The organism is Alcanivorax hongdengensis A-11-3, assembly GCF_000300995.1.
Taxonomy (GTDB): domain Bacteria; phylum Pseudomonadota; class Gammaproteobacteria; order Pseudomonadales; family Alcanivoracaceae; genus Alcanivorax; species Alcanivorax hongdengensis.
Window position 1 is genome coordinate 99,438 of the sequence record NZ_AMRJ01000008.1, and the last position, 11,101, is coordinate 110,538.

10 protein-coding genes are annotated in these 11,101 nt (G+C 62.5%); 3 read left to right on the forward strand and 7 right to left on the reverse strand.

Going from position 1 to position 11,101, the window contains the following annotated elements; genetic code table 11:
* Positions 1-42: 42 nt before the first annotated feature.
* Positions 43-639, forward strand: coding sequence for a tRNA (pseudouridine(54)-N(1))-methyltransferase TrmY (gene trmY / locus A11A3_RS07260; protein WP_008928629.1), 597 nt, complete (start codon positions 43-45; stop codon positions 637-639).
* Here trmY and A11A3_RS07265 read toward each other — a convergent pair.
* The 3 genes from A11A3_RS07265 to A11A3_RS07275 are packed head-to-tail and all read right to left on the reverse strand — an operon-like array spanning position 636 to position 3,884.
* The gene (locus A11A3_RS07265) at positions 636-1,088 is read right to left on the reverse strand and encodes a universal stress protein (RefSeq protein WP_008928630.1); all 453 of its coding nucleotides are present in this window, start codon (positions 1,086-1,088) and stop codon (positions 636-638) included. The two genes, trmY and A11A3_RS07265, sit on opposite strands and share 4 nt — an antisense overlap.
* A gap of 26 nt (positions 1,089-1,114) precedes the next feature.
* Positions 1,115-2,293 (reverse strand): HlyD family secretion protein, encoded by a 1,179-nt coding sequence (locus tag A11A3_RS07270; protein WP_157375439.1) that lies wholly within the window; start codon positions 2,291-2,293, stop codon positions 1,115-1,117.
* Between the two features lie 40 nt (positions 2,294-2,333).
* Positions 2,334-3,884: a DHA2 family efflux MFS transporter permease subunit gene (locus A11A3_RS07275; protein WP_008928632.1), complete on the reverse strand. Its 1,551-nt coding sequence runs from the start codon at positions 3,882-3,884 to the stop codon at positions 2,334-2,336.
* 105 nt (positions 3,885-3,989) lie between these two features.
* Between A11A3_RS07275 and A11A3_RS07280 the strand changes: the two genes are divergently transcribed.
* The gene (locus A11A3_RS07280) at positions 3,990-4,502 is read left to right on the forward strand and encodes a MarR family winged helix-turn-helix transcriptional regulator (RefSeq protein ID WP_008928633.1); all 513 of its coding nucleotides are present in this window, start codon (positions 3,990-3,992) and stop codon (positions 4,500-4,502) included.
* A gap of 41 nt (positions 4,503-4,543) precedes the next feature.
* Here the strand turns inward: A11A3_RS07280 and A11A3_RS07285 are convergent, their stop codons facing one another.
* The 3 genes from A11A3_RS07285 to A11A3_RS07295 form a co-directional block, all read right to left on the reverse strand.
* Positions 4,544-5,743, reverse strand: coding sequence for a class I SAM-dependent rRNA methyltransferase (locus tag A11A3_RS07285; RefSeq protein WP_008928634.1), 1,200 nt, complete (start codon positions 5,741-5,743; stop codon positions 4,544-4,546).
* A 93-nt stretch (positions 5,744-5,836) separates the two neighbouring features.
* The gene (locus tag A11A3_RS07290) at positions 5,837-6,238 is read right to left on the reverse strand and encodes a (R)-mandelonitrile lyase (protein ID WP_008928635.1); all 402 of its coding nucleotides are present in this window, start codon (positions 6,236-6,238) and stop codon (positions 5,837-5,839) included.
* Between the two features lie 105 nt (positions 6,239-6,343).
* Positions 6,344-7,087 (reverse strand): SDR family oxidoreductase, encoded by a 744-nt coding sequence (locus A11A3_RS07295; protein WP_008928636.1) that lies wholly within the window; start codon positions 7,085-7,087, stop codon positions 6,344-6,346.
* A 257-nt stretch (positions 7,088-7,344) separates the two neighbouring features.
* On the opposite strand from A11A3_RS07295, the gene A11A3_RS07300 reads away from it, so the two are divergent.
* Positions 7,345-8,244, forward strand: a complete 900-nt coding sequence (locus A11A3_RS07300) for a LysR family transcriptional regulator (protein WP_008928637.1) — start codon at positions 7,345-7,347, stop codon at positions 8,242-8,244.
* A 51-nt stretch (positions 8,245-8,295) separates the two neighbouring features.
* Here A11A3_RS07300 and A11A3_RS07305 read toward each other — a convergent pair whose 3' ends face one another.
* Positions 8,296-10,971, reverse strand: coding sequence for an ImpA family metalloprotease (locus tag A11A3_RS07305; protein WP_008928638.1), 2,676 nt, complete (start codon positions 10,969-10,971; stop codon positions 8,296-8,298).
* Between the last annotated feature and the right edge of the window lie 130 nt (positions 10,972-11,101).

Genomic DNA, 11,101 nt, shown 5'->3' on the forward strand with positions numbered 1-11,101 from the left:
GGCGCTGCCGGCAACCCTGCCATTCACCAACACGAGCCAGCCATGCGAGCCTTTGTTCTGCGCGCCCGCGCCGCCCCCACGGAAAGCCAGCCCCTGCTGGCCGGCATCGGCGGTGACGCCCACACGGAAATCCTTGCCCACACGCTGATGAATGCCATCTTCGTGGCCCAGTCGCACCGTGAGGATGTGGTGGTCTATCTGGTGCTGGAAAGCACCCGGGACTATTCGCGCACGCTCTGCTTCACCGCCGCCGAGATGCAGGACATCGGCGGCTTTCATGAGCAGGCATTGCTGAAAAAAATCGCCAAGGCACTGGATGCCTCCCAGGGCATGGGCAAGGAACAACGCAAACAGGTGGAAGCGGGGCTGACGGTGGAAACGCTCAGCTTCGAGCGGCTGGTCAAGCAACTGGCGCAGGATTACACGCTTTACATGATGGACAGGAAAGGCACCCCCATGCGCGAGCAGCACTTCAGCGACAATGCCTGCTTCCTGCTCACCGACCACATCCCCATGCCCAAGAAAACCTTCAACAGCCTCAAGCGACTGGGTGCAGAAAAGATCAGCCTGGGGCCGACCATGCTGTTTGCCTCCCAGTGCGTGGTGCTGATTCACAACGAACTGGACCTGCGGGATTAACAGGCTGCTGAAAACCCCTTCATCGCCACCAGAATGCTGCAGTCCACCTGATCGAGCAGCGCCCGGCTCAGTGAGCCCTGCCACCAGCGCGCCAGCATGCCCTGGTGACGATGGCCGACAACAATCAAATCCGCCTCCACCTGACGGGCCAGGGCGGCGATGTGCTCCACCGGTTCGCCAAAGGCAATGTGCCCCACCGGCTGCTCCAGCCCGGCATTGCGCAACCGCTGCAAGCCGTCATCCACCAGCTCGCGCAGGCTGTCCATGTCGCTGTCGCGAAAGCGCTCCACCGCGTAAATACCATCGCCCAGGCCATTGGCTTCCACCGTGTCCAGCACCGACAACAGGTGCACCCGGGCGCCACACAGGCGGGCCAGTTCCTTGCCTTCCTTGAGCGCCGCGCGGCCCTCCTCGGAACCATCAAAGGCCAGAATGATGCATGAATACATGGCTGCCTCCTCCTTGTCAGCCGCACTCAGCGGCGGGCCACGGTGCTGTCACCCTGCTCGCGGGTATCGATATCCACCACCACCATCATGCCCGGGCTGAGCAAATGGCGCGCCCCCTTGTCGATGGCGATGCGCACCGGAATACGCTGAGTGATCTTGGTAAAGTTGCCGGACGGGTTGGGGTTGGGCAACAGCGCAAATTCGCTGGTGGCCGCATGGCCGATGACCTGCACATGGCCGTGAAAGCGGCGATCCGGGTAGGCATCCACCCTGATATCCACCGGTTGGCCGGGCCTGAGCTTGCGCACCCGGGTTTCCTTCACATTGGCTTCCACCCAGACATCCTCCGGCGCATGCATCATCAGCAATGGCTGCCCGGCAGACACGTACTCGCCCTGCTCCACGAAGGTCCGGTCCACCACCCCGGCCTTCGGGCTGGCCACCTGACGGTCTTCCACTTCCACCTGCTGGTGCTGCAGGGCCAGCTGCGCTTCGGCCAGGTTCTGGCGGGTCACCGCCAGCTGGGCCTTGAGCAGGTCCGGGTTCTGCAGGGTCATCTTTGCGCCGGAGAGCATGCCGGTGTGGGCGTTATCCAGCGAGCTGCGGTCCAGATTGACCTGCTGGCGGGCCCGCTGGAATTGCGCTCGGGTCTCCTGCCAGGTGTAGTAATCCTCTTCCTTTTTCTGCGCGGACACGGTGCCGGACTGGAACAGATCGTTGGAGCGCTTGTAGGTCTTGGCGGCCTTGTCCATGGCCGCCCGGGCGGCCTCCAGCGCCGCCTGGTCGGTCTTCAGTTGATCGCGGGTTTCGCGAATGCCCCCATCCAGTTGCTGACCGGCCAGCCTGACCTGCTGCTCCTCCAGCGCCACCCGCGCCCTGGCTTGCGCCACCCGCGCCTGCAGCTCCTTGAGTTTCAGCTGGTCCGGGCGGCTGTAGAGGCTGGCCACCAGCTGGCTGGCCTGCAGACTGTCACCCTCGGTGAGCGTAAAGCCATCCACCCGCCCCGCCTGGCGACTGCTGACAGTGATCTCGTGGGTCATCACCCGAGCATCATCGGCACTCACATGGGTGTGCTGGTAATAGAACCACTGGCCGATCCACACCAGCAATGCCAGTACCAACAGCGCCGCCAGCAACAACCGCCAGCGCCCACCTCGGGCACTGGATGCCGGCCGGGCGGAAGGGTCGCTTGTCTGAGCATTCATAATCGGTATCCACGTCGATGAAAGGAAAGAAAGGCTGTGATCAGGTTCGCCAGCCCGTCCAGCGGCTGAGCAGGAAGGCCGGCACCATCAGGGTCAGCAGCGCGATCACCACCAGCAGAAAACCATCCTGGTAGGCATAGATCTGCGCCCACAGCGCGTCCATCTGCGCCAGCCACCGGCTGGCGGCGGCACCGGCATAGGCCTCGGGCGCACCAGCCTGATGGATCATCGCCTGGGCCCGGACCTGGGCGTCCAGGGCCACGCTGTTACCATGGTTGAGCCCGGCGGTGAGCGCGGTGGAATGAAACAGGGTGCGCTGATCCATCAGTGTCACCAGCGCCGCGGTGCCAAAAGCTCCGCCCAGCTGCAGGGCGAAGTTGATCGCCCCGGAGCCGAAGCCGATCAGGGTGGGCGGCAGCGAGGCAATGCCCCGCGACAGGGTGGGCGGTGGAAAGGCCGCCATACCAACGCTGAGCAACGCCATGGAAATGGCCAGATAGGAAAAGGAGGTATGCCAGTCCACCTGGGCCATGCGATACACCGCCCAGGTGGAGAAAATCAGCCCCGGCACAGTCAGGTAGTGGGGCTTCCAGCGGTCACTGAGCTTGCCCACCATGGGCACCAGAATCGCCAGCACCAGCGTGGAAGGCAGGAACAGCTTGCCCACGGTGACCGGGTCATAGTGCAGGATTGCCTGCACGAACTGGGGCAGCAGGTACATGATGCCGTAAAAGACACCACCGAACATGAAGAGCGAAAACGCCGCCACCACAAAGCCCCGGTTGGTAAAGATCGCCAGGTCCAGCAACGGTTTATCCACGCGCCGCTCCCAGAACACAAAGAGCCCGCCCACCAGCAGTGAAAACACCAGCAGCCCCACCACCGCCTCGCTGTGCCAGCCCCAGCGCTGGCCATTGGACAACGCCGTCAGCAACGCAAAGATGGCCACGAACAGCGAGCCGGCACCGAACCAGTCAAACGGCGGGCGCGGCCCCTGCTCTTCACGGGGCGGCAGAAAGAAATAGCCCATCACGATGGCGGCCACACAGATCGGCGGCACAATAAAAAACACATAGCGCCAGTTATAGACATCCACCAGCAGGCCGCCGATCACCGTGGCCAGGGTCAGCGGCAGGCCCAGGCTCATGCCATACATGGCGGTGGCCATGCCACGCTGGTTTTCCGGGTAGACCGAGAACAGCGCCTCCAGCGCCACCGGCCGCACCAGCCCGGTCATGGCTCCCTGAATAATGCGCGAGGCAATGATGGCCCCCATGCTGGTGGCCAGCCCGCCCAGAAAGGACGCACCGATAAAGACCAGCAACACGCCCATGTAGGTGGCGCGCTGGCCAAAGGCATTGCTCAGCCAGGGGGCAATCAGCAAAGCCACCGTGGTGGCCGCCAGAAACCCGGTGGACAGCCACTGCACCTGATCAGTGCTCATGCCAAAGGCCCCCTTGATGTAGGGGGTGGCCACATTAACGATGGTGATCGACATGCCCAGCGCCACCAGCCCCAGCAGCACGGTCAGCGTCACCAGCCACTGGTATTTGGGCCCGTAGCGCTCGAACAGGCGCTCCACTTGGGTCATGATTGAATTCGGTTCATAATTTGCGTGTATTATACAAGTTTATGGTCGCGGGTAAACGCAGCCCTTGCTGACAGCGGCACAGACCCTGAAATCCGGTTGTGTACAATGCGCGCACACATTCATCGCCTGCCCGCAGGCCCGGCCAAGGACATCGCCATGCACGCCTCTGCACCCGGTCACCCACCCACCGACCGTTCGCTGGAACAGGAGCTGGCGTTTCTGGTGCGCTGGCTGGAAGCCACCCGGCGTGACCACAGCTACCCGCTGGAGCGGGCCCATTACCTGATGCTGTTGCTGCTGATGGCCGACGGGCCGCAGAGCACCAGCCAGATCGCCGAACGACTGCGCCTGGATAGTTCCACGGTCACTCGCCAGGTCAGCGTGATGGCCCAGCGCGGCCTGGTGCGCAAGCAACCCAACCCGCAGGATCGCCGGGGCGCCATGGTCTGCGCCAGCGCCGCTGGCGAACAGGAGGCGACGCGCATGCGCCGGCTGCGGGAAGAGAAGGTGGCATTGATGGTGGCCGACTGGCCGGAATCAAAAAAACAGGCGCTGGTCAGCGCCCTGGGCGACCTGAATGTCGCCCTGTGCGAGATGCTGGACGGGGACAAGCTTTAACCCGTCGCTGAACAACCGGCTGCTGACAAACTGACCGGGCGTTACAGCGAGAACTGCACCCGGCAGAACCAGCTTTTCAGGTAGGCGGTCTCGGCAATGGCCGGATGCACCGGGTGATCCGCGGCCTGCCCTTCATAGCCGATCACCTGCACGCTGCGATCGATATGCCGGGCACTGCTGTGAATCACCTCCAGCAGCCGGTCGGCGGGCATGTGCATGGAACAGGAGGCGGACACCAGAAAGCCGCCCGGCTTGACCAGCCGCATGGCCAGCTCATTGATGGCGTGGTAACCGGCCAGGCCGTTCTTGAAATCCTTCTTGCGCTTGATGAACGCCGGCGGGTCCAGCACCACCAGATCGTATTTCTCACCATCGGCAATCAGCTGTTTCATTGCCGCAAAGGCATCGCCGTGCAGACTGCTGATGCGGTCGGCCACCCCATTGAGCTCGGCATTGCGATGCACATACTCCAGCGCGGTCTGCGAGGCATCCACACAGGTGACCGACTCGGCGCCGGCCATGGCCGACTGCACGCCCCAGCCGCCACAGTAAGAGAACACATCCAGCACCCGCGCACCGCCAGCCAGGCGCTGCATCTTCAGGCGGGCTGCGCGGTGATCATAGAACCAGCCGGTCTTCTGGCCCTCCGCCAGCGGCGCCACGAAATTGCCACCGTTCTCACTGAGACTCACCTCATCCAGCAGCTCACCCTTGAGTGCCCGGGTATAGCGTTCCATGCCCTCGATTTGCCGCGCCGCGGCTTCATTCTTGGCAATGATATGGCTGGGGCTGAGCACCGCATCCAGGGCACTGACGATGGTATCGAGATGGGCTTCCATGGCCCCGGAGCCGGTCTGCACCACCAGCACATCCGCAAAGCGGTCCACCACCAGCCCGGGCAAACCATCGGCTTCACCAAAGATCAGTCGGTAGCAGGGCGTATCAAACAATTGCTCACGCAGGGCCAGCGCCTGCTCGATACGTTTCTTGAAAAAGCTGCGCGACAATTCCTGCTTCACATCACGACTGTAAAGGCGCGCTGCGATCAGCGAATGGGGACTCAACAGGGCCCGCCCCAGCGCCTTGCCGCGACTGTCTTCCACCACACAGGCGGCACCGGCGGGCAGATCCTTCAAGGGGGTATGGCGGGTATCGATTTCATTGGCGAACACCCACAGGTGCCCGGCCTTGATACGCCGTTCCTCGTTCTTGCGGAGCCGGATTACATACTGCTCGGTCATGCTGTCGCCACTCGCCGGTAAAAACGCGAATGGTAGCACGGCGCCCGCCCGGGCGGTGAACACCGTGCCTGGCGCAGGATGCCCATTGCCGGCTCAACCGCCCAGATACTGCTCGTCGGTCACCGGTTCCAGCCAGTCCACATTCCTGCCATCCAGCATTTCAGTCACGGCGATATGGCTCATGGCGGTATCAGAGGTGGCACCGTGCCAGTGCTTGTGGCCCGGCGGGCACCAGATGGTATCACCGGCGCCAACTTCCACTCGCTCGCCATGTTCGCACTGGGTCCAGCCCTTGCCCGCCGTCACGATCAACAGCTGCCCCAGCGGATGAGTATGCCAGTTGGTGCGGGCACCGGGTTCAAAGGTCACCAGAGCGGCCGTCACCCGTGAAGGCTCCTGCGCCTGCAGCTGGATCGGATCAATACGGACACGGCCGGTAAAACATTCCGCGGGCCCTTCCAGGGAAGGGCGGGAACCGTTCTTGTGAAGAATCATGGTGGCACTCCTTGTTCAGGGTATGACTTACGTATTGCGGGAGCATGCCGGCTGCGTTCGCGTGCAGGCACGCTCCCACAAAGAATTCCGACATGCCGGTGATGCTTACCAGGGCTGATTGGCGGGGCCAACCGTGAATTCGTTGACCGTGGTGTCTTCCGGCATATCCATGGCGAATGCCACTACCTCGGCAATACGCTCGGGGGAAATGCCATAGGTGGCATACAGGCCTTCCATCTGCTCCTTGGCGGTGGTGTCGGTAATGGTGCCCAGCAGCTCGGTATTGATGGCTGCCGGGTAGAGGGTGGCGGTGCGGATATTGGTGCCCTCCAGCGCCGATTCCATGCGCAGCACTTCCATGAAGTCACGCACGAACCATTTGGTACCGCCGTAGACCGCGCTGCCCGGGTAGGCTTTCAGGCCGGCCACGGATGATACCGCCAGCACCTGCCCGGACTTCTGTCCGGTAAAGGTAGGCAGCACCGCCGCCACGCCGTTGAGCACGCCCTTGATATTCACATCCACCATGCGGTGCCATTCGTCCGTTTTCATGGCCGACAGGGGGGAGCTCGGCATCAGGCCGGCATTCAGGAAGATCGCGTCCACGCCACCAAAAGTGTCCTTGGCCAACTGTACGATACGGTCGTTATCCTGCTGGCGAGTGACATCCAGTACCTGATAGGCCGCCTGCCCACCGGCTTGCTGAATCTCCTCGGCAATACGCTTCAATTTGTCTTCCCGGCGCGCACCAAGCACCACTTTGGCCCCCTTGCGGGCCAGCAATTTGGCGGTGGCTTCACCGATGCCGGCGGACGCGCCGGTAATCACTATCACTTTATCCTTGATCATGGTGTCCTCACGGGTCTGATTCGATGGCAAGGCACCAAGCCCGACTGCAAGCTCCGCCCCTGCCGAATGCGGTTACCCCAAGGTAGGCCTGCGCTGCCCGGACAACAACCGGGCTCCCCTCATGGCAGCCATGAATTCAGTGCATGGATATAGATCAATACACTGGGATAAGATAAAAAAACATACCAAATACAGTGTTTCATTCATGAAACGCCGAACGCTGGGTTTGAGACAAACGCCAAGGGGAGCAATACACCATGCGCGACGAACTGAGTGATCTGGCCCTGTTCATGGCCGTGGCAGAAGAAAAGAGTTTCACCCGTGCCGCCGCGCAACGGGATCTGTCACAGTCGGCGGTCAGCCATGCCGTTCGCCGGCTGGAAGCCCATGTGGGCATCAAGCTGCTGAATCGCACCTCGCGGCGGGTTTCCACCACCGATGCCGGTGAAAAATTGCTGGCTGCCCTGCGCCCCGGGCTGGGTATGATCAACGCCCGTATCGAAGAATTGCGATTGCTGGGCGATGCGCCCCGGGGGCGGGTGAGGCTGGCCGCCAGCAAGGCAGCCCTGCATGCGGTACTGTGGCCCCGGCTGTCGCAACTGGTGCAGGATTACCCGGAAATTCAAGTGGAACTGAATCTGGAAAGCCGCCTGATCGACCTGGCGGAGGAGCGTTTTGATGCGGGCATTCGCATGCGCGAATTCATCAGCCCGGACATGATCGCCGTGAAGATCGGTCCGGACCTGCGCATGGCCGCGGTCGCCGCGCCCCACTACCTGCAGGCTCGCGGCGTGCCCAGGCACCCGGAGGATCTGGACCACCATGCCTGCATCGGGCTGCGCTTTCATGCCCATGCCTCGACCTATGACTGGGAATTTGAAAAGGCCGGGCAGGAGATCGTCAAGAAAGTGGCCGGCCCGTTTATTTTCAGTGAAAGCGACATTTGCATTGAGGCGGCAAAAGCCGGGCACGGCATTGCCTTTGTCACCGAACCGGAAGTGATCGATGATATCGAGCGTGGCACCCTGCGGCGGGTATTAAGCGATTGGTGCCCGACCTTCGAGGGTTACTATCTGTGTTATTCCGGCCGGCGCAATATCAGCTCCGCCCTGCGGCTGCTGATTGATCGACTGCGCTACACCGACTCGACCAGCTAACACCTCCCGGCCCCACAGGGCGCGCGAAGGCACCCTGCTGGCAAAGCCGCCTCAGAACGGCCAGCTCATGGTCGGCGTCACGGCCACCTTGCGAATTGTCGTCCAGTCGTTGGTCACCGGTGCTACCCAGATCACCTTTTCCTGAGGCGGCAATGACAAGGCATCCAGTTGCGCCGAGGTAGCCGCGCCGTAATCCACGCCCCACTGATCCCACAGCGGTCGCAGGTCCCGGCCGGTGAGGAAGCTGGCCTCGATGAGCATGAAGTCGTTACCGGTGAGCGACGGCTTTTCGGCAAAACTGCCCATGCCGAACAGGGCCCGGTGGCTGGCCCAGCTGCTGCTGTCCAGATGGCTGAACTGGCGCTCGGCCAGATACAGCAAGGTATAGATATCCCAGCCCTGGCTGGCGTCCCCGGTGATCTCCCGCCACAGCTGCGGCAGCTGGGCGTAAAACGCCATGCGCAGACCATTGTCAGCGGCATAGCTGCTGTCGGACCAGATGGCGTCATAGGCGACCTGGTAGGGATCCGCGGCGGCCGCACCCTGCTTGAGAATATTGAACACCTGCTGATAACGAATCCGGTCGTCACTGCGGTTTTCGTCACGCTCCAGGAACAGTCGCCAGTCCTTGTGCAGCGGGAAGATGTTGTTGGACACCTCGGCACTGCGGCCATCATGGATCTTGAGCAGAGCGCGTTGCAGGTTATGGCCCAGTTCATGACTTTCGCCCCAGCCGTAGGGATCCAGCGCCCAGGACTGATCATAGGGATTGCCGCTACAGCCGGCACCGCAACGGGCAAACAGATCCACATTGATGTGCAGCACCTTGGGCAGGCCATGGATAGCCGGGTCGGTACAGTCCCAGCCCAACTGCGTACAGCGCTGGGCCACTGCCGCGGGCAGGCTGATGCCCTGCCCCTGGAAGCCGGCCAGAGTGTAGGCATCGCGCAGTACATAATCGAACAGATCATCCAGGAAATCCTGGCTGCTGCCGTTATAGCGCGAACCATTGATGGACTGGTTGAGCCGGTCACGGCGCGAATGAATCTCGGCGAAGGGGGTGCGGATTTCCGCCCAGCTCAACGGGCTGGTCTGCAGGGCGGTGGTAAAGGCCTGCTGATCCATGCCGGTGCCATACTGCAAAAAGGGCTCATGGGCCACGCCACTGAGCGTCAGCTGAACCGTGGCTTGCGCCCCACTGTTGTAAACCAGTTGCAGGGTGCCGCCATAGGGGCTGGTGACGGTCAGGCTTTGCCCCGGCGCCAGCGACATGGACGGGCTGGATAAAAAGCGGGGCCGGGAATACTCGCTCCACAGCCGGGTGGACCCGCTGTACTGGGTATTGAGGCGCAGGGCCACCTCCGCCCCGCTGTGATCCGTGCGGGTGACAGTAACGGCCTGGCCCGGCAGGGCGTAGGCCCCCAGGGCGGTAAAGTGACTGCCCTGTACCTGACGGCTGACCTGCTCGCGGTGCGTGGCCGGCACCACTGCCATGGCCTCACTGAAACTGCCCAAATCCGGTTGTGCCGGCTGCACCGGGCGCAGGTACTGCACGCTGTAGTCCGCATACAGCGCCCGCATGAAATCGCCCTGCGGCGCCGTGTCCTTGTCCATGGGGTAGCGAATGTCACGGCGCCATAAATCGCCGAGCAGCACCAGCAGCTTCAGCAGACGCCGGCCGGGCTGATCAAACAGGGGCTTGCCGGCCTGGTCCAGCCCGTTGAGGTTGTCACGCAGGGTAGCCGCCCCGTCCAGCAACGCCGCCTTGAGATCGGCACGCTGGTCACAGTCACCCCCTGCTTCGCTGTCACAGGCCGCCCAGTCGATGGCGAAATCATTGTGGCGAAAGTGCTGCAGGGCAATGCGCAGGGGGTTCTGCTGATGCATGGCCGACAGCATGGCGGTGGTCGATGGCCAGTTGAGGGTATCCTCGATCCAGTAATTGCCCGGATAGGCGCCCAGGTGCATGCCCAGCTCCGCCAGCAGCGAGACGCCCAGTGTCGAGCTATTCCAGCCGCGGGTATGCAGATAGAACACTCCCAGCCCGCGCTCACGGGCCTGACGCACCAGCGTTGACAGGGCGGTCTGCTGATCGCTGCCGACCTGATCGCTGATCAGGAGCACCTGGCTGTCATTGAGGCAGGCAACACTGTCAGCGTCGCCGCAATCACTGACTGCGGTCCCGGGCAGCGTGGCCGACAACCAATGGTTCAGGTCCGCATCCTTGATGCCGGCCAGGGCCACGCCCTCAGGCAGCGTGCCGCCGGCCAGCCAGGTAATCAGCGCACGCCCCAGGTCATCCATGCCCTGTGTACCGGTCGCCTGTTTGTAGAAAAGAAAGCCAATGCCGGCGGCCCGCTGGCCATTCATGTCGGTCACGCTGGCCAGGGAGTGGCCGCTATCGCTGCCGCGCAGCACCGTCACGCCACTGCCGTAATCCGCCAGCACATAGTGACTGCTTTGCGGCAGGGGATAGACCAGTGCCCCCGATCCCAGGGACATCACCCGTGACTGTTGCTGGCGGGCAAGCCGGTCAATTTCTTCAAGGGCCGCCTCAAGCAGAGGCTGCGGGTCCTGCAGGGCCTGGCTATCACCGCTTTTTAGCGCGGCCTCCAGGGGCGAGGCTGGCGTGGCGGGCGGGGTTGCCGCGTCACTACCCCCTCCACCACCGCCACCACAGGCGGACAACAATATCGAACACAGGCAGGCCAGAATCAGAATACGCATAATTTTTAATGATTTTTTCGTAGATTTTTTTGCAAGCCTACCGGAACCGCCACGGCCAGAATGCGATGGAATCGACAGCATAAAAAAAGGGCGCCCGAAGGCCACTGCTGTCCCACAGTTTGGGATAAAT

What these genes read in the sequence shown, in the direction of transcription:
- A11A3_RS07275 (WP_008928632.1), bottom strand. Translation starts at nt 3,884, where the DNA reads ATGACCCAAGTGGAGCGCCTGTTCGAGCGCTACGGGCCCAAATACCAG.
- A11A3_RS07305 (WP_008928638.1), bottom strand. Translation starts at nt 10,971, where the DNA reads ATGCGTATTCTGATTCTGGCCTGCCTGTGTTCGATATTGTTGTCCGCC.
- trmY (WP_008928629.1), top strand. Translation starts at nt 43, where the DNA reads ATGCGAGCCTTTGTTCTGCGCGCCCGCGCCGCCCCCACGGAAAGCCAG.
- A11A3_RS07300 (WP_008928637.1), top strand. Translation starts at nt 7,345, where the DNA reads ATGCGCGACGAACTGAGTGATCTGGCCCTGTTCATGGCCGTGGCAGAA.
- A11A3_RS07270 (WP_157375439.1), bottom strand. Translation starts at nt 2,293, where the DNA reads ATGAATGCTCAGACAAGCGACCCTTCCGCCCGGCCGGCATCCAGTGCC.
- A11A3_RS07295 (WP_008928636.1), bottom strand. Translation starts at nt 7,087, where the DNA reads ATGATCAAGGATAAAGTGATAGTGATTACCGGCGCGTCCGCCGGCATC.
- A11A3_RS07265 (WP_008928630.1), bottom strand. Translation starts at nt 1,088, where the DNA reads ATGTATTCATGCATCATTCTGGCCTTTGATGGTTCCGAGGAGGGCCGC.
- A11A3_RS07285 (WP_008928634.1), bottom strand. Translation starts at nt 5,743, where the DNA reads ATGACCGAGCAGTATGTAATCCGGCTCCGCAAGAACGAGGAACGGCGT.
- A11A3_RS07290 (WP_008928635.1), bottom strand. Translation starts at nt 6,238, where the DNA reads ATGATTCTTCACAAGAACGGTTCCCGCCCTTCCCTGGAAGGGCCCGCG.
- A11A3_RS07280 (WP_008928633.1), top strand. Translation starts at nt 3,990, where the DNA reads ATGCGCGCACACATTCATCGCCTGCCCGCAGGCCCGGCCAAGGACATC.